General features: G+C 54.0%; 17 protein-coding genes. 10 read left to right on the forward strand and 7 right to left on the reverse strand.

Going from position 1 to position 18,196, the window contains the following annotated elements; genetic code table 11:
* Positions 1 to 1,134, forward strand: a complete 1,134-nt coding sequence (gene wzz(fepE) / locus FEK46_RS14640) for an LPS O-antigen length regulator Wzz(fepE) (protein ID WP_135559960.1) — start codon at positions 1 to 3, stop codon at positions 1,132 to 1,134.
* Here the strand turns inward: wzz(fepE) and fepC are convergent.
* Genes fepC through fepD form a run of 3 tightly spaced genes read right to left on the reverse strand, consistent with a single transcriptional unit; the run spans position 1,131 to position 3,936 of the window.
* Positions 1,131 to 1,946 (reverse strand): iron-enterobactin ABC transporter ATP-binding protein, encoded by an 816-nt coding sequence (gene fepC / locus FEK46_RS14645; protein ID WP_130260253.1) that lies wholly within the window; start codon positions 1,944 to 1,946, stop codon positions 1,131 to 1,133. The genes wzz(fepE) and fepC overlap by 4 nt on opposite strands.
* Positions 1,943 to 2,935, reverse strand: a complete 993-nt coding sequence (gene fepG, locus FEK46_RS14650; protein ID WP_130206425.1) for an iron-enterobactin ABC transporter permease — start codon at positions 2,933 to 2,935, stop codon at positions 1,943 to 1,945. Before fepG ends, fepC begins: the two co-directional genes overlap by 4 nt.
* A complete protein-coding gene (gene fepD, locus FEK46_RS14655; RefSeq protein WP_130206427.1) occupies positions 2,932 to 3,936 on the reverse strand; it encodes a Fe(3+)-siderophore ABC transporter permease in 1,005 nt (334 codons plus the stop codon). Before fepD ends, fepG begins: the two co-directional genes overlap by 4 nt.
* Before the next feature lie 110 nt (positions 3,937 to 4,046).
* Between fepD and entS the strand changes: the two genes are divergently transcribed.
* Positions 4,047 to 5,297: an enterobactin transporter EntS gene (gene entS / locus FEK46_RS14660; protein WP_135559959.1), complete on the forward strand. Its 1,251-nt coding sequence runs from the start codon at positions 4,047 to 4,049 to the stop codon at positions 5,295 to 5,297.
* A 3-nt stretch (positions 5,298 to 5,300) separates the two neighbouring features.
* Here entS and fepB read toward each other — a convergent pair whose 3' ends face one another.
* Positions 5,301 to 6,257, reverse strand: coding sequence for a Fe2+-enterobactin ABC transporter substrate-binding protein (gene fepB, locus FEK46_RS14665; protein ID WP_130258593.1), 957 nt, complete (start codon positions 6,255 to 6,257; stop codon positions 5,301 to 5,303).
* A 188-nt stretch (positions 6,258 to 6,445) separates the two neighbouring features.
* Between fepB and entC the strand changes: the two genes are divergently transcribed.
* The 7 genes from entC to FEK46_RS14700 all read left to right on the forward strand — a co-directional run bounded on the left by entC (position 6,446) and on the right by FEK46_RS14700 (position 13,870).
* Entirely contained in the window at positions 6,446 to 7,621 is a 1,176-nt protein-coding gene (gene entC / locus FEK46_RS14670) for an isochorismate synthase EntC (protein ID WP_135559958.1), read from the forward strand.
* 9 nt (positions 7,622 to 7,630) lie between these two features.
* Positions 7,631 to 9,241, forward strand: coding sequence for a (2,3-dihydroxybenzoyl)adenylate synthase EntE (gene entE, locus FEK46_RS14675; RefSeq protein ID WP_130206435.1), 1,611 nt, complete (start codon positions 7,631 to 7,633; stop codon positions 9,239 to 9,241).
* Positions 9,242 to 9,254: 13 nt separating this feature from the next.
* Positions 9,255 to 10,112, forward strand: coding sequence for an enterobactin biosynthesis bifunctional isochorismatase/aryl carrier protein EntB (entB, locus tag FEK46_RS14680; protein WP_135559957.1), 858 nt, complete (start codon positions 9,255 to 9,257; stop codon positions 10,110 to 10,112).
* Positions 10,112 to 10,858: a 2,3-dihydro-2,3-dihydroxybenzoate dehydrogenase EntA gene (gene entA / locus FEK46_RS14685; RefSeq protein WP_000347633.1), complete on the forward strand. Its 747-nt coding sequence runs from the start codon at positions 10,112 to 10,114 to the stop codon at positions 10,856 to 10,858. The genes entB and entA overlap by 1 nt, the downstream gene beginning before the upstream one ends.
* Before the next feature lie 2 nt (positions 10,859 to 10,860).
* Positions 10,861 to 11,274: a proofreading thioesterase EntH gene (gene entH, locus FEK46_RS14690; RefSeq protein ID WP_135559956.1), complete on the forward strand. Its 414-nt coding sequence runs from the start codon at positions 10,861 to 10,863 to the stop codon at positions 11,272 to 11,274.
* A gap of 180 nt (positions 11,275 to 11,454) precedes the next feature.
* Positions 11,455 to 13,560 (forward strand): pyruvate/proton symporter CstA, encoded by a 2,106-nt coding sequence (gene cstA / locus FEK46_RS14695; RefSeq protein WP_135559955.1) that lies wholly within the window; start codon positions 11,455 to 11,457, stop codon positions 13,558 to 13,560.
* 112 nt (positions 13,561 to 13,672) lie between these two features.
* Positions 13,673 to 13,870, forward strand: coding sequence for a YbdD/YjiX family protein (locus FEK46_RS14700; protein WP_000460431.1), 198 nt, complete (start codon positions 13,673 to 13,675; stop codon positions 13,868 to 13,870).
* Between the two features lie 9 nt (positions 13,871 to 13,879).
* Here the strand turns inward: FEK46_RS14700 and hcxA are convergent, their stop codons facing one another.
* Positions 13,880 to 14,968: a hydroxycarboxylate dehydrogenase HcxA gene (gene hcxA / locus FEK46_RS14705; protein ID WP_135559954.1), complete on the reverse strand. Its 1,089-nt coding sequence runs from the start codon at positions 14,966 to 14,968 to the stop codon at positions 13,880 to 13,882.
* A 108-nt stretch (positions 14,969 to 15,076) separates the two neighbouring features.
* Here hcxA and ybdL point away from each other — a divergent pair, with 108 nt between their 5' ends.
* The gene (gene ybdL, locus FEK46_RS14710) at positions 15,077 to 16,237 is read left to right on the forward strand and encodes a methionine-oxo-acid transaminase (protein WP_135559953.1); all 1,161 of its coding nucleotides are present in this window, start codon (positions 15,077 to 15,079) and stop codon (positions 16,235 to 16,237) included.
* On the opposite strand, the gene FEK46_RS14715 is transcribed toward ybdL, so the two are convergent.
* Positions 16,238 to 16,867 carry a ParB/RepB/Spo0J family partition protein gene (locus FEK46_RS14715; RefSeq protein WP_135559952.1) on the reverse strand — a complete coding sequence of 210 codons (630 nt, stop codon included), beginning with the start codon at positions 16,865 to 16,867 and terminating at the stop codon, positions 16,238 to 16,240.
* Positions 16,840 to 18,060: a phosphoadenosine phosphosulfate reductase gene (locus tag FEK46_RS14720; protein WP_135559951.1), complete on the reverse strand. Its 1,221-nt coding sequence runs from the start codon at positions 18,058 to 18,060 to the stop codon at positions 16,840 to 16,842. The genes FEK46_RS14715 and FEK46_RS14720 overlap by 28 nt, the downstream gene beginning before the upstream one ends.
* Positions 18,061 to 18,196 lie beyond the last annotated feature (136 nt).

An 18,196-nucleotide genomic window follows, 5' to 3' on the forward strand; every position in this document is an offset into this window, starting at 1 on the left:
ATGTCAACACTGAATATTAAGCAGGAAAGCGACTCGCATTTTCCCGATTATCATCTGGCACCAGCCGGTAATAATGAAATTGATTTACTTAATCTTATCGAAGTTTTATGGCACGCAAAAAAACAGATCATGGCTGTCGTTTTTGCCTTTGCCTGTATCGGGTTGCTGGTGTCATTTATCCTACCGCAAAAATGGACCAGTGCGGCGGTTATAACGCCGGCAGAACCTGTGCAATGGCAAGATCTGGAGAAAACATTTACTAACCTTCGGGTACTGGATCTGGATATCAAAATTGATCGTACAGAAGCATTTAACCTGTTTATCAAGAAGTTTCAGTCTGTTAGCTTGCTGGAAGAATACTTGCGTTCATCACCTTATGTGATGGACCAATTGAAAGAGGCGAAAATCGACGAACTAGATTTGCATCGCGCAATTGTCGCATTGAGCGAAAAAATGAAAGCGGTGGATGACAATGCCAGTAAGAAAAAAGATGAACCGTCATTGTATACCTCCTGGACGCTAAGTTTTACCGCGCCAACCAGTGAAGAGGCACAGAAAGTGTTGGCCGGGTATATCGATTATATCTCTGCGTTGGTGGTGAAAGAGTCGCTAGAAAATGTGCGTAATAAGCTGGAAATCAGAACCCAGTTTGAAAAAGAAAAGCTGGCGCAGGATCGCATTAAAACGAAAAACCAACTTGACGCAAACATTCAGCGGCTCAATTATTCACTCGATATTGCTAATGCAGCAGGCATTAAAAAACCTGTTTACAGTAATGGTCAGGCAGTAAAAGATGACCCTGATTTTTCTATTTCTCTCGGCGCAGACGGTATTGAACGCAAACTGGAAATTGAAAAAGCGGTTACTGACGTTGCGGAACTGAACGGTGAATTACGTAATCGTCAGTATCTTGTAGAACAATTAACAAAAGCAAATGTCAACGATGTTGATTTTACGCCGTTTAAATATCAGTTGCGTCCGTCATTGCCGGTGAAAAAAGACGGTCCGGGTAAGGTGATTATTGTGATCCTTTCCGCGTTGATCGGCGGTATGGTGGCTTGTAGTGGCGTGCTGTTGCGCCATGCGATGGCATCCAGAAAACAGGATGCCATGATGGCAGACCACTTAGTTTAAATCTTCGCGGTTGAAGGTGCCGTTCGTCCGAGCGGCACCACGAGCGGCGTTCCGGCTACCGGATCGTCAATAATCATGCAGCGCAGACCGTAAATGCGCTCGATCAATTCAGCAGTGACAATCTCCTTCGGCGCTCCCTGAGCAACAATTTTCCCTTCCCGCAATGCAATCAAATGGCTGGCGTAACGACAGGCCTGATTAAGATCGTGCAGCACTGCCGCCAGGGTATAGCCTTTCTCACGGTTCAGTTCGCTTAACAGTTCCAACAAATCAATCTGATGACTGATATCCAGCCAGGTCGTGGGTTCATCGAGCAGCATAATCGCCGTTTCCTGGGCCAGCACCATCGCGATCCACGCTCGCTGGCGTTGTCCGCCGGAGAGGGTATCCACGCTTTGATCCGCCAGATGAGTTATTCCCGTGGCCTGCATCGCATTCGTTACCGCTTCTTCATCTTCTTTGCGCCAGCGGGTAAACAGCGGTTGATGCGGGTAACGCCCGCGTGCTACCAGCTCCTGCACGGTGATATCTCCCGGCGTGGTAGCATTTTGCGCTAGTAGACCAATCCGGCGTGCAACTTCTTTACTGGCGTAATGTTGAATGTGCTCGCCATCCAGCCAGACATGCCCGTGAGCAGGTGTCATCAGGCGGCTTAGGGTACGCAGTAACGTGGATTTACCGCAGCCATTTGGCCCGATAATTGCCGTGAAGTGACCATCAGGAATTTCTACAGTCAAATTTTCCGCAACGGTATATTTGCCATATCCGAGGGTTAACTGTTCGCCGCGCAAACGGGCTACTGATTCGGTCATTTTTTGCGAGACTCCTGAATTAACAAGACGATAAGGTAAATACCGCCGAGGCTGACGGTAACGACACCAACCGGAAGTTGATACGGCATAAACAGTTGTTGAGCGCAGAGATCGGCCGCCAGCAGTAACAACGCCCCGCACAGCGCCGCCTGGGTCAGCCCCCAGCGAGCGGTGCCGCTAATGCGTCGGGCAATGTGCGGCGCGACTAAAGCAATAAAGGAAATCGGCCCGGCAAGCGCCGTTGCCGCAGCGGTAAGCACCACCGCCACCAGCATCATTAACAGACGCGAACGTTCGACACTGACGCCCAGCGCGCAGGCGGTGTCATCGCCCATCTCCAGCAAGCGCATTCGCCGTACCAGTAAGGCGGCGGCAATGAGCATCAATATAATGATGGGCGCGGAAGGCGAGGTTTTTGCCCACGTCAGGCCGTTGAGCGATCCGGCATTCCATAATCCTGCGGTTAGCGCCGTTTCTAAAGACGCTTTCAGCAGCAGCCAGGTATTAAAGGCCACCAACATGGCGCGGACGCCGATGCCGATAATAATCAACCGAAAGGTGTCGATGCCGTTACGCCAGGCAAGCAGCCAGACCAGCAGTGACGTGACAATACCCCCTGCCATTGCTGCCAGCGCGATAGCCGTCAGGTCCTGACCAAACAGCACCATCGCCACCAGCACGCCGCTCCACGCTCCGGTGTTAAAGCCCATTACGTCAGGGCTGCCGAGTGGGTTACGCATCAACGACTGAAAAATCGCGCCGCTGACGCCCAGCGCCGCGCCAATTAACAACGCCATCAGCACGCGTGGTAAACGCCATTCGGTGACCACCATCGTCATACTGCGCGGCGCATCACCCATCAGCGCGGCGAATACCTGCGAGGTTTCCAGCGTGACGGCACCGCTGCGTAATCCCCAGACACTCGCCACCACGCAGGCGGTAATCAGCAGTAAGCAGGTGATGATTAATCGGCGAGAGACGTAAATCATGCGCCACCTCGTGTTTTACGTCGCACGAGGAAGATCAGCACCGGAGCACCAATAAAGGCACTGACCACAGAAACGCGCAGCTCGCCGGGCACAATCACACGCCCGATGATATCGGCAAACAGCAACAGGGCAGGGGTAGCGAGTAGCGTGACGGGCAGCGACCAGCGATGATCGGCACCTACCAGCCAACGCGCCATATGCGGCATCATCAGGCCAATAAAGGCAATCGGGCCAACTACCGCCGTCGCACTACCACAAAGCACGGTAATCGCCAGCAGACCAATCAACTGTGTGCGTGCCACGCGACTGCCCAGCGCCGTCGCGGTGTCGCTGCCAAGGCTTAAACTGTTCAGTGCGCGACTCAGTAATAGCGCAGTTGCTCCGGCGATCAGCACCGGGATCAGCACCACTTTTAAAGTGTGTAGATTACGAATATCCAGCGAACCGGCTTGCCAGAAACGCAGTTGATCGTAGACGTCAGGATTAAGCAGGGCGATGCCGCTGGTCAGTCCTTCCAGTACCGCCGCCAGCGCCACGCCCGCCAGGGTTAAACGCACCGGACTTAATTGCCCGCCGCCCTGGCTGCCGGTAAAGGCTACAATCAACGAGGCCACCAACGCCCCGGCGAAGGCCATCGCCAGTTGTTCCTGCGCGGATGAGTAACCAAACAGCGCCGCACCCAGCACAATGGCAAAGCTGGCTCCGGCATTCACGCCAAGTAAACCGGGGTCGGCAAGTGGGTTTCGGGTGAGGGTTTGCATTAACGCCCCGGCAAGCCCAAGCGCACTGCCCGCCAGCAATCCGGCCAGGGTACGCGGCAGTCGCGCGTCGAGCACGATAGTGCAGTCGGCGCTCTGGCAGGTGCCGGAGAGGGCCTCCAGCACTACGGAAGCGGGGAGTGATTTTGCCCCAATGAGCAGGCTTAATGCCGTCGCGATAATCAGTAATAACAGCAATCCGGGCACGGCAATGGCGCGTGTCACGGCAACAGAACCAGACATACGAACTTCCATGATAATGAAATTAATTATCGTTATCGATCTTATTTGGATATGTTAGCATGTGCAGCCTAAGAATAGGTATTTAAAATATTTGATGGCAAGGCATTGTAATGAATAAACAATCCTGGCTGCTTAACCTCAGCCTGTTGAAAACGCACCCGGCGTTTCGCGCAGTATTCCTCGCTCGTTTTATCTCTATTGTTTCTCTGGGTTTGCTCGGCGTCGCGGTGCCGGTGCAGATCCAGATGATGACGCATTCTACCTGGCAGGTGGGGCTTTCGGTGACGCTGACCGGCGGCGCGATGTTTGTCGGTTTGATGGTCGGCGGCGTGCTGGCGGATCGCTATGAGCGCAAAAAAGTGATTCTGCTGGCGCGCGGCACCTGTGGCATTGGCTTCATTGGACTGTGCCTGAACGCGCTGCTGCCGGAGCCGTCTTTGCTGGCAATCTATTTACTCGGATTATGGGATGGCTTTTTCGCGTCACTTGGCGTTACGGCGCTACTGGCGGCGACACCTGCACTGGTAGGGCGTGAAAATTTAATGCAGGCCGGGGCGATCACCATGTTGACCGTGCGGCTGGGATCGGTGATTTCGCCCATGATGGGCGGTTTACTGCTGGCGACTGGCGGCGTAGCCTGGAACTACGGGCTGGCGGCGGCGGGCACGTTTATTACCTTGCTACCGTTGTTAAGCCTTCCGGCGTTGCCACCGCCACCGCAGCCGCGTGAGCATCCGTTGAAATCATTACTGGCAGGATTTCGTTTTCTGCTCGCCAGTCCGCTGGTGGGCGGCATTGCGCTGCTGGGTGGTTTATTGACGATGGCGAGCGCGGTGCGGGTACTGTATCCGGCGCTGGCTACCAACTGGCAGATGTCGGCGGCACAGATTGGTTTTCTCTATGCGGCGATCCCGCTCGGCGCGGCTATCGGCGCATTAACCAGCGGGAAGCTGGCGCATAGCGCGCGACCAGGGTTATTGATGCTGCTCTCCACGCTGGGATCGTTCCTCGCCATTGGTCTGTTTGGCCTGATGCCGATGTGGATTTTAGGCGTGGTTTGTCTGGCGCTGTTCGGCTGGCTGAGCGCGGTTAGTTCGTTGCTGCAATATACAATGCTGCAAACGCAAACCCCGGAAGCGATGTTAGGGCGGATTAACGGTTTGTGGACGGCGCAAAACGTGACGGGCGATGCCATAGGCGCGGCGCTGCTGGGCGGTTTGGGAGCGATGATGACACCGGTTGCTTCCGCAAGCGCGAGCGGTTTTGGTTTGTTGATTATCGGCGTGTTGTTATTGCTGGTGCTGGTGGAGTTGCGACGTTTTCGCCAGACGCCGCCGCAGGTGACAGCGTCCGACAGTTAATGCTTAAAACAGCGCCTTAAGTCGTTCCAGCACTTGCATGGCGCTGTAGTAATCCAGACGGAACGTCTCGGTTCCCAGCGCATAAACTTGCTTGTTTTGTACTGCAGGCAGGTGCGCGAGCAGCGGATTAGCATAAATCGCATCGGCGTCTTTCTGATCTCCGGCGAACAGGAATAGCGATTCACCGTTTAACCCAGCAGCCAGATTTTCCCCACCAAGCTGAATGATGTCATGGCGTTTGCCCTGGCTTTGGCTGGCGTTTAACCCTGCGGGCAACTTCGCCAGCGTAAAGCCGAGTTGTTCCAGCATCTGCCCTTGTGCTGATTCCGGCGTCCAGAGATTGGCACTGTGTGCAGCGGCGGTATAGACAATGGCAGTGACCGGCTGCGGCGGTAATTTGATTTGCTCTTTCGCCGCCGCCAGTTGCTTATCAAACTGTGCAATCCGCTCTGCCGCTTGCTTCTCATGCCCGGTAATTTCGCCAAGTTGCGTTAACAGCGACTGCCAGCTTTTGTCGTCGTAATTGATGATTAATGTCGGGGCGATGGTGGAAAGCTGATCATACAGCGCCAGCGCCGAATCCCCGCCTGTTGCGCTAATTAAAATCAGATCCGGCATTTGCGCGGCAACGGCTTCGGCGCTCGGTTCGCCGATATAGAGCCGTTGCAGTTTGCGTTCTTTCGCCACCTTGCTCCACTGGCGTAAAAAGCCCTGGTCATCCGCGACGCGGTTATTTGGCGTGGTCGCGCCGCTGGCAATCACTGGGGCATCAATCGCCAGCAACGAACCCGTCAGCGTGACGCTGGTTGAGACGATGCGCTGTGGCTGGCTTTCCAGCATATGAGTGCCGCGGCTGTCAGTCACCTGACGCGGCCAGTCGGCGGCCTGCACTGCGGATATTCCTGAAAGTAAAAAGCCTGTTAGTAGAAGAGCGGTGCGGTAGAGCGGGGCGAGTCTCACAAATCAGCGTCCTGTTATTAATGAAGTTAATGCTTCTCATTTTCATTGTAACGACAACCAGATGCAACCCCGAGTTGCAGATTGCGTTACCTCAAGAGTTGACATAGTGCGCGTTTGCTTTTAGGTTAGCGACCGAAAATATAAATGATAATCATTATTAAAGCCTTTATCATTTTGTGGAGGATGATATGGATACGTCACTGGCTGAGGAAGTACAGCAGACCATGGCAACACTTGCGCCCAATCGCTTTTTCTTTATGTCGCCGTACCGCAGTTTTACGACGTCAGGATGTTTCGCCCGCTTCGATGAACCGGCTGTGAATGGGGATTCGCCCGACAGTCCCTTCCAGCAAAAACTCGCCGCGCTGTTTGCCGATGCCAAAGCGCAGGGCATCAAAAATCCGGTGATGGTCGGGGCGATTCCCTTCGATCCACGTCAGCCTTCATCGCTGTATATTCCCGAATCCTGGCAGTCGTTCTCCCGTCAGGAAAAACAAGCTTCCGCACGCCGTTTCACCCGCAGCCAGTCGCTGAATGTGGTGGAACGCCAGGCAATTCCGGAACAAGCCACGTTTGAACAGATGGTTGCCCGCGCCGCCGCACTTACCGCCACGCCGCAGGTCGACAAAGTGGTGTTGTCACGGTTGATTGATATCACCACTGACGCCGCCATTGATAGCGGCGTATTGCTGGAACGGTTGATTGCGCAAAACCCGGTTAGTTACAACTTTCATGTGCCGTTGGCTGATGGTGGCGTTCTGCTCGGGGCCAGCCCGGAACTGCTGCTGCGCAAAGACGGCGAGCGTTTTAGCTCTATTCCGTTAGCCGGTTCCGCGCGTCGTCAGCCGGATGACGTGCTCGATCGCGAAGCGGGTAATCGTCTGCTGGCGTCAGAAAAAGATCGCCATGAACATGAACTAGTGACTCAGGCGATGAAAGAGGTACTGCGCGAACGCAGTAGTGAGTTACACGTTCCCTCCTCTCCACAATTGATCACCACGCCGACGCTGTGGCATCTCGCAACTCCCTTTGAAGGTAAAGCGAATTCGCAAGAAAACGCACTGACTCTGGCCTGCCTGCTGCATCCGACCCCCGCGCTGAGTGGTTTCCCTCATCAGGCCGCGACCCAGGTTATTGCTGATCTGGAGCCGTTCGACCGCGAGCTGTTTGGCGGCATTGTGGGTTGGTGTGACAGCGAAGGTAACGGCGAGTGGGTGGTGACTATCCGCTGCGCGAAGCTGCGGGAAAATCAGGTGCGTCTGTTTGCCGGAGCGGGGATTGTGCCTGCGTCGTCACCGTTGGGTGAGTGGCGCGAAACAGGCGTCAAACTTTCTACCATGTTGAACGTTTTTGGATTGCATTAAGGAGCGAGGATGAGCATTCCATTCACCCGCTGGCCGGAAGAGTTTGCCCGTCGCTATCGGGAAAAAGGTTACTGGCAGGATTTGCCGCTGACCGACATTCTGACTCGCCACGCTGCGAGTGACAGCATCGCGGTTATCGACGGCGAGCGGCAGTTGAGTTACCGGGAGCTGAATCAGGCGGCGGATAACCTCGCCTGTAGTTTGCGCCGTCAGGGCATTAAACCTGGTGAAACCGCGCTGGTACAACTGGGTAACGTCGCTGAACTTTATATTACCTTTTTCGCGCTGCTGAAACTGGGCGTTGCGCCGGTGCTGGCGCTGTTCAGCCATCAGCGTAGTGAACTGAACGCCTATGCCAGCCAGATTGAACCCACATTGCTGATTGCCGATCGCCAACATGCGCTGTTTAGCGGGGATGATTTCCTCAATACTTTCGTCACAGAACATTCCTCCATTCGCGTGGTGCAACTGCACAACGACAGCGGTGAGCATAACTTGCAGGATGCGATTAACCATCCGGCAGAGGATTTTACTGCCACGCCATCACCTGCTGATGAAGTGGCCTATTTCCAGCTTTCCGGCGGCACTACCGGCACACCGAAACTGATCCCGCGTACCCATAACGACTACTACTACAGCGTGCGCCGTAGCGTCGAGATTTGTCAGTTCACACAACAGACGCGCTACCTGTGCGCGATCCCGGCGGCTCATAACTACGCCATGAGTTCGCCGGGATCGCTGGGGGTATTTCTTGCTGGCGGCACTGTCGTTCTGGCGGCCGATCCCAGCGCCACGCTTTGCTTTCCATTGATTGAAAAACATCAGGTTAACGTCACCGCGCTGGTGCCACCGGCAGTCAGCCTGTGGTTGCAGGCACTGGCTGAAGGCGAAAGCCGGGCGCAGCTTGCCTCGCTGAAACTGTTACAGGTTGGTGGCGCACGTCTTTCTGCCACGCTTGCGGCGCGTATTCCCGCAGAGATTGGCTGCCAGTTACAGCAGGTATTCGGCATGGCGGAAGGGCTGGTGAACTACACCCGACTTGATGATAGCGCGGAGAAAATTATCCATACCCAGGGCTACCCAATGTGCCCGGACGATGAAGTGTGGGTTGCCGATGCCGATGGAAATCCACTGCCGCAAGGGGAAGTTGGACGCCTGATGACGCGCGGGCCGTATACCTTCCGCGGTTATTACAAAAGCCCGCAGCACAATGCCAGCGCCTTTGATGCCAACGGTTTTTACTGTTCCGGAGATCTGATCTCTATTGATCCAGAGGGTTACATCACCGTGCAGGGGCGCGAGAAAGATCAGATCAACCGTGGCGGCGAGAAGATCGCTGCCGAAGAGATCGAAAACCTGCTGCTGCGCCATCCGGCGGTGATCTACGCCGCACTGGTCAGTATGGAAGATGAGCTGATGGGCGAAAAAAGCTGTGCTTATCTGGTGGTAAAAGAGCCGCTGCGCGCGGTGCAGGTGCGTCGTTTCCTGCGCGAACAGGGTATTGCCGAATTTAAATTACCGGATCGCGTGGAGTGTGTAGATTCACTTCCGCTGACGGCGGTCGGGAAAGTCGATAAAAAACAATTACGTCAGTGGCTGGCGTCACGCGCTTCAGCCTGAAGGAGAGAACACGATGGCTATTCCAAAATTACAGGCTTACGCGCTGCCGGAGTCTCACGATATTCCGCAGAATAAAGTCGACTGGGCCTTTGAACCGCAACGTGCCGCGTTGTTAATCCATGATATGCAGGACTATTTTGTCAGCTTCTGGGGTGAGAACTGCCCGATGATGGAGCAGGTGATCGCCAATATTGCGGCGCTGCGCGACTACTGCAAACAGCACAATATTCCGGTTTATTACACTGCCCAGCCGAAAGATCAGAGCGATGAAGATCGGGCGCTGTTGAATGATATGTGGGGGCCGGGCCTGACCCGCTCGCCGGAACAGCAAAAGGTGGTGGATCGCCTGACGCCAGATGCCGACGACACGGTGCTGGTGAAGTGGCGCTACAGCGCGTTTCATCGTTCTCCGCTGGAGCAAATGCTCAAAGAGAGTGAGCGTAACCAGCTGATTATTACCGGGGTATATGCCCACATTGGCTGTATGACCACCGCAACCGACGCATTTATGCGCGATATTAAACCGTTTATGGTGGCGGATGCGCTGGCCGATTTCAGCCGTGACGAGCATTTGATGTCGCTGAAATATGTGGCCGGACGTTCTGGCCGGGTGGTGATGACCGAAGAATTACTGCCAGCACCTATCCCCGCCAGCAAAGCGGCGCTGCGTGAGGTGATCCTGCCGTTGCTGGACGAGTCCGACGAGCCGTTCGATGACGACAACTTGATCGACTACGGTCTGGATTCGGTGCGCATGATGGCGCTGGCGGCGCGCTGGCGCAAAGTGCATGGCGATATCGATTTTGTCATGCTGGCGAAAAACCCGACCATCGACGCCTGGTGGAAGCTACTCTCCCGCGAGGTGAAATAATGGATTTCAGCGGTAAAAATGTTTGGGTAACCGGCGCGGGGAAAGGTATCGGCTACGCCACGGCGCTGGCGTTTGTTGAAGCGGGAGCAAAAGTTACAGGTTTTGATCAAGCGTTCGCTCAGGAGCAATATCCCTTTGCGACCGAAGTAATGGATGTTGCCGATGCTGCGCAGGTGGCGCAGGTATGTCAGCGACTGTTAGCTGAAACGGAGCGACTGGACGTGCTGGTTAATGCGGCGGGAATTTTGCGCATGGGCGCGACCGATCAGCTCAGTAAGGAAGACTGGCAACAGACTTTTGCGGTCAATGTCGGCGGTGCGTTTAACCTGTTCCAGCAGACCATGAATCAGTTTCGTCGCCAACGGGGCGGGGCGATTGTCACTGTGGCGTCCGACGCTGCGCACACGCCGCGTATTGGCATGAGTGCTTATGGCGCGTCGAAAGCGGCGCTGAAAAGCCTGGCGTTGAGCGTCGGACTGGAACTGGCGGGTAGCGGTGTGCGCTGTAATGTGGTTTCGCCGGGTTCAACCGACACCGATATGCAACGCACGCTGTGGGTGAGCGATGACGCCGAAGAGCAGCGTATTCGCGGCTTTGGCGAGCAGTTTAAACTCGGCATTCCGCTGGGGAAAATCGCCCGTCCACAAGAGATCGCCAACACGATTTTGTTCCTCGCTTCCGATCTCGCCAGCCATATCACCCTACAGGATATCGTGGTAGATGGCGGCTCAACGCTGGGGGCATAAGCATGATCTGGAAACGCCATTTAACGCTCGACGAACTGAACGCCACCAGCGATAACACAATGGTGGCGCATCTGGGAATTGTGTATACCCGTCTGGGCGATGATGTGCTGGAAGCCGAAATGCCGGTTGATACCCATACTCATCAGCCGTTTGGCCTGCTGCATGGCGGCGCGTCGGCAGCGCTGGCGGAAACGCTGGGATCGATGGCCGGATTTATGATGACCCGCGACGGACAGTGTGTGGTGGGCACGGAACTTAACGCCACCCATCATCGCCCGGTGTCTGAAGGCAAGGTACGCGGCGTCTGCCAGCCGTTGCATCTTGGGCGGCAAAATCAGAGTTGGGAAATCGTCGTTTTCGATGAACAGGGGCGGCGTTGCTGCACTTGTCGGCTGGGTACGGCAGTTTTGGGATGAGCCCGACAGAATTAAATGAGATTGTTGGAAAACTCAGTTAACGGAGTGATCGAGTTAACATTGTGAAGTTAAATATTGGTTTCAACTCCGATTTACATGGTTGCTGTGTTGTTAAATTGCACAAAGATGTTATAGAAACAAAATGTAACATCTCTATGGACACGCACACGGATAACAACTATGAACAAATCAGGGAAATACCTCGTCTCGACAGTGCTCTCTGTAATGGGAGCATTTGCTCTGGGATACATTGCTTTAAATCGTGGGGAACAGATCAACGCACTGTGGATTGTGGTGGCGTCGGTCTGTGTCTATCTGATCGCTTACCGTTTTTATGGTCTGTATATCGCCAAAAATGTGCTGGCGGTTGACCCGACGCGTATGACGCCAGCGGTGCGCCATAACGACGGGCTGGACTATGTACCGACAGATAAAAAAGTGCTGTTCGGTCACCATTTTGCGGCCATTGCCGGAGCTGGCCCGCTGGTGGGGCCGGTACTGGCGGCGCAAATGGGTTACCTGCCAGGGATGATCTGGCTGCTAGCCGGGGTGGTTCTCGCTGGTGCAGTGCAGGACTTTATGGTGCTGTTTGTTTCCACGCGCCGCGACGGTCGCTCGCTGGGTGAACTGGTCAAAGAAGAGATGGGACCAACTGCTGGGGTGATTGCGCTGGTAGCCTGCTTTATGATCATGGTCATTATCCTGGCGGTGCTGGCGATGATCGTGGTGAAAGCCCTGACTCATAGCCCGTGGGGAACGTATACCGTTGCGTTCACCATTCCGCTGGCGCTGTTTATGGGGATCTACCTGCGCTATCTGCGTCCGGGGCGTATTGGCGAAGTGTCGGTGATTGGCCTGGTGTTCCTGATTTTCGCCATTATCTCTGGCGGCTGGGTGGCAGAAAGCCCGACCTGGGCACCGTACTTTGACTTTACCGGCGTGCAGCTGACCTGGATGCTGGTGGGTTACGGTTTTGTGGCGGCGGTGCTGCCGGTGTGGTTGCTGCTGGCTCCGCGTGACTACCTCTCTACCTTCCTGAAAATCGGGACTATCGTCGGTCTGGCGGTAGGCATTTTGATTATGCGCCCGACGCTGACCATGCCTGCGTTGACTAAATTTGTTGATGGTACTGGCCCGGTATGGACTGGTAACCTGTTCCCGTTCCTGTTTATCACCATCGCCTGTGGCGCGGTGTCTGGCTTCCATGCGCTGATCTCTTCCGGTACCACGCCGAAGATGCTGGCGAACGAAGGGCAGGCGTGTTTTATCGGCTACGGCGGAATGTTAATGGAATCCTTCGTGGCGATTATGGCGCTGGTTTCTGCCTGTATCATCGATCCAGGTGTGTACTTCGCCATGAACAGCCCGATGGCGGTGCTGGCTCCGGCAGGAACGACGGATGTGGTCGCTTCTGCGGCGCAGGTGGTGAGTAGCTGGGGCTTTGCGATTACCCCGGATACGCTAAACCAGATTGCCAGCGAAGTGGGTGAACAGTCGATCATTTCCCGTGCGGGCGGTGCGCCGACGTTGGCGGTGGGGATGGCCTACATTCTGCACGGCGCGCTGGGCGGCATGATGGATGTGGCGTTCTGGTATCACTTCGCCATTCTGTTTGAAGCACTGTTTATTCTGACTGCAGTAGATGCAGGTACGCGTGCTGCGCGCTTTATGTTGCAGGATCTGCTGGGCGTAGTTTCTCCGGGCCTGAAACGGACCGATTCACTGCCTGCTAACCTGCTGGCAACGGCGCTGTGCGTGCTGGCGTGGGGCTACTTCCTCCATCAAGGGGTGGTCGATCCGCTGGGCGGTATTAACACTCTGTGGCCGCTGTTTGGTATAGCCAACCAGATGCTGGCAGGGATGGCGCTGATGCTCTGTGCCGTAGTGCTGTTCAAAATGAAACGTCAACGTTACGCCTGGGTGGCGCTGGTACCAACGGCCTGGTTGCTGATTTGTACCCTGACCGCAGGCTGGCAGAAAGCGTTTAGCCCGGATGCGAAAGTCGGCTTCCTGGCGATTGCTAACAAGTTCCAGGCAATGATCGACAGCGGCAATATTCCGTCGCAGTATACTGAGTCACAACTGGCGCAACTGGTGTTCAACAACCGTCTGGATGCTGGGTTAACCATCTTCTTTATGGTGGTCGTGGTGGTTCTGGCACTGTTCTCGATTAAGACGGCACTGGCGGCATTGAAAGATCCGAAGCCAACGGCGAAAGAAACGCCGTATGAGCCAATGCCGGAAAATATCGAAGAGATCGTGGCGCAGGCAAAAGGCGCGCACTAAAGTCAGAGTGAGGGGGGATGTGCCGAGCGTTCCCCTTACTCTCAGCCCGAGCGTGTTGAAAGCAATTAAGCCCTCATAATTCAGGAGGGCATTTGTATTACCGGAGGTTTAGATGTTTGATTCACTGGCAAAAGCCGGAAAATATTTAGGTCAGGCGGCGAAGCTGATGATCGGTATGCCTGATTACGACAACTATGTCGAACATATGCGGGTTAACCATCCTGATCAAACGCCGATGACCTACGAGGAGTTTTTCCGTGAGCGGCAGGACGCGCGCTACGGTGGAAAAGGCGGCGCGCGCTGCTGCTAAATTTGTATGTCAGGCTTTAAACGATTCCACTTTTTCGAACGCTGCACGCAAGGTATCAGGTGTCAGCGTGACTGGCAGGTAATGAATGGATTCCACCGGACGTAAGGTGTGGGTAATCACTTTGTCGATCTCCGCCTGATTATTGATATCCACTTCCAACTCCGCCAGCGTAGTCGGCAGATGAAAACGCTGATACGCCCCGGTTAATTGCGCCAGCACATCATCCTGGCCCAGCAAGGCGCTTTGCACCAGAATACCGTAGGCAACTTTGGTGCCGTGGAGAAACTTCTCGGTTTGCGGCAGTACAGTCAGACCGTTGTGCGCGGCATGGGCCGCCGCCACACGCGTAAAACGATCGCCCAGACCACCGACCATTCCGCCTCCGGCAATAATGGCATCCACCACATCGCAAAATGATTGTGTTAACTGCTGATTTTGCTGATCGGCAAGCGCCTGCTCGCTACTGTTTAACAAGACGTCGCGAATGGCCTGCGCGTTATTAATCCCCAGACGCACGGTTAGCGGCAACGTTTCTGGTTGCGGGGCCAGTACTACCGCTTCATACCATTTCGCCAGCGTGTCACCGATCCCCGCCAGCAGATATTGTTGCGGTGCATTGAGGATAATCTCCGGTTCCACCAGCACCATAAAATTGGCGTCGTCGAAAATCTCATAATGCAGCGCCTGTCCGGCATCGTTATACCAGACGGAGAGCGGTGTCCAGGCTGCGCAGGTAGTGGCGATCGTCGGAACGGCAACAAACGGCAGACCGAGACGGCGGGCGAGGGCTTTCGCGGTGTCGAGCAGTGCACCGCCCCCGACGCCAATCACCACGCTGCGATCGTCACCGGACTCAGCCGCCAGTTGTTGTACATCGCTTTCGCTGCAATGACCGCGAAACAAAATATGCTTTGCCCCTGGCAGCCCAAACGCTGGCGGAAGTTTGGTTTGCGCCGCAGCAATGGCGCGTTCGCCGTAGATCCACACCGCGCGAGAAAGCTGTTCATCAGTGAAAAAATCGTGCAGGTGATTGAGACTTCCTGGATGTGAAAAGTAGTTAGCCGGGCCGACGACGACGCGGATGGGATTGTGAGGCATGTTGTGTTGTCCTTATTGTTTTATTTAGACATCTAAACGTCTTGATTGCCAAATACTAGCATCGTGTTATAGTGCCTTCAACACGCAACTTCGTCAGGTACAATAAAAATGACAAATAACCCTCTGATTCCACAAAGCAAACTTCCACAACTTGGCACCACTATTTTCACCCAGATGAGCGCACTGGCGCAGCAACACCAGGCGATTAACCTGTCGCAAGGCTTTCCTGATTTTGATGGTCCGCGCTATTTACAGGAGCGGCTGGCGTACCACGTTGCCCAGGGGGCAAATCAATACGCGCCCATGGCCGGCGTGCAGGCATTGCGCGAGGCGATTGCTCAGAAAACCGCGCGGCTGTATGGCTATCAACCAGATGCCGATAGCGATATCACCGTAACGGCAGGGGCGACGGAAGCGTTATATGCAGCGATTACCGCATTGGTGCGCAATGGTGATGAAGTGATTTGCTTTGATCCCAGCTATGACAGTTACGCCCCCGCCATCGCGCTTTCTGGGGGAATAGTGAAACGTATTGCACTGCAACCTCCGCATTTTCGCGTTGACTGGCAGGAATTTGCCGCATTGTTAAGCGAGCGCACCCGACTGGTGATCCTCAATACGCCGCATAATCCCAGCGCCACCGTCTGGCAGCAGGCTGATTTCGCCGCTTTGTGGCAGGCAATTGCCGGGCACGAGATTTTTGTTATTAGTGATGAAGTGTACGAGCACATCAACTTTTCACAGCAGGGCCATGCCAGCGTGCTGGCGCATCCGCAGTTGCGTGAGCGGGCGGTGGCAGTTTCTTCATTTGGCAAGACCTATCATATGACCGGCTGGAAAGTGGGCTATTGCGTTGCGCCTGCGCCCATCAGCGCCGAAATCCGCAAAGTGCATCAATATCTGACCTTTTCGGTGAATACCCCGGCGCAGCTGGCGCTTGCGGATATGCTACGTGCAGAACCTGAGCATTATCTTGCGTTACCGGACTTTTATCGCCAGAAACGCGATATTCTGGTGAACGCCTTAAGTGAAAGTCGGCTGGAGATACTACCCTGCGAAGGTACTTACTTTTTGCTGGTGGAATACAGCGCCGTGTCTACGCTGGATGATGTTGAGTTTTGCCAGTGGCTGACGCGGGAGCATGGCGTGGCGGCGATCCCGCTATCGGTATTTTGCGCCGATCCCTTCCCCCATAAACTGATTCGTCTCTGTTTTGCCAAGAAGGAATCGACGTTGCTGGCAGCAGCTGAACGCCTGCGCCAGCTTTAGTTATTTGACAGTCCAGGCGCGGGAATATTGACGGTCGGCAAACAGTTCTTGCAGGCCGTTAATTTGCTTCAGGCGCAGCACTTCGTCGCTATCCATTCCCAGTTCTTTGCCGATTTTATTGTCGTCCCATCCCAACTGGCTGAGTTCACGGACGATTTCTGACATGGCGGTGATTTGATGGCGTCCACGAGCGCGGTTGTGGCGAATTGTTGCAGCGATGCACTCGTTACGATCCCCTCCCAGACAGGTAACCGGTAAATACCCTTTTAAGCGCGTTTTTAACGTGTTAGATCCTTTACCAATTTCATGACGGTGAAAGCCATCAACAATCTCCATTGTGTCAGATTGAGTGTTAGTCACCACAATAGGTTGGGTAAAACCATCAATTTCAATGGATTTTTTTAGCAGCTTCTTCTCTGGCGGTGCCACATTATTGGGGTTGTAATCATTCGGCACGAGTTGGCTATTTTTAACCCACAGAACGCAATCCACGGGCTCTTCACGAAAGGGGCTAACCTGATGGATCGCCATGCGGATTTCATTAATCGCTTTGATGCGATCGCCTTCCGGCAAGCTGGCGAGAAATTGGGTTAAATCCTGCGTTAATCGTTGTTGCATAGTATCCCCCATTCCTGACGTTTTCCTTTTATCCGTTCGTTATAACGCTGATAGTTCTTCGCTTTCGTAGGACTAAATGATAATGCCCGGCACCAGTAATCGTTATTGAGTAAAACTTTGCATATTCGCCGCCAGGAGGGGATATCTTTCGTGCCAATGTCCCCTTGCAGGGTTTGTGGAACCTCGATGCCTTTTTTCTGATACCAGTGCAAATAAATGGCGATTTTATTGCGGTAATGCTCAGCTGTTTTCTCCGGCATGCTATCGAGCAGCAATAATGCATACTCTTGCCAGTCTAAATGCTCTGGCTTGAGGATTTTCCGATGCCCATAGAAATGATTGTCATGTCCGGCGTAAATTCCGCCGCTTTTTACACCGCTGACTCGTGCGCACATAGCAGCCCAGCGATCCGGTTCGATAACGTGATAGAGCCATAATCCCTGCCGTTGCTCCGGGCCAAAAGGTTCGCAAATTCGCATCTGACGCAGAGGGACGCCTGCCTGATACATTAGGTTATACAGTGGGTTGCAGAGACTTTGATGATTTGCATACCAGGTCCAGATATCAGCCACTTTCCAGTCGTAGATGGGGTAAATGTACCAGCTATGACCGCCTGGTGCGGCCGTAGTCCAGGGTTTATCGTCGGCAAAACGCTGTTTATTCGAACTGGCGATAGCAACGAAACGGTTATAGGACTCGTCAGCCCGGATGCCGATCATCATGGCCGCCGGACGTTTTTGCGAAAACCATTCGGCAAATTCACGCACGAAATGTTCAAACGTCATACCCGGTTGATAAAACGAGAAAAATGTCGGATCGGTTATCGCATCTTCCGGGGGCAGGCGTACCCATTCAACATCAGGTTCCCAGCATTGCCATTCGGGTTGATACTGAGAAAGAGAGTTTTGCGTCGTAAGAGGCAGCGCTACCCAATAAAATTCTTCAATGACATCAGCATACTGCTCTCGTAGGGACTGAATATAGTGAATAGTTAAAGAAAACTGTGCTTCCCAGTCGATAAACAGAACGTATATTTTTTTTCCCATTTTTCTGGCCAGATTCGCGGTTAGATGAAGCATTAAGCCTGAATCTTTACCGCCAGAAAATGAGACACAAACGCGGGGTAGGGTGTTGAGTGTCCAGGTAATACGCTCTTGTGCAGCTTCCAGAATATTGAGCGGAAGCGGAATTTTATAAATGGACATCTGAAAACGCTCTCTTAACGTGATCTGGAGAATAGTGCGATAGTTTTCTGATTATAGTAGTAACAAATTAAAATAAGATATCTCATTTTATATTCATCGGCTGAATTTTTTATGAGGAGCATTGTCCTTATTGAAC

The organism is Escherichia sp. E4736 (genome assembly GCF_005781225.1).
Classification (GTDB): domain Bacteria; phylum Pseudomonadota; class Gammaproteobacteria; order Enterobacterales; family Enterobacteriaceae; genus Escherichia.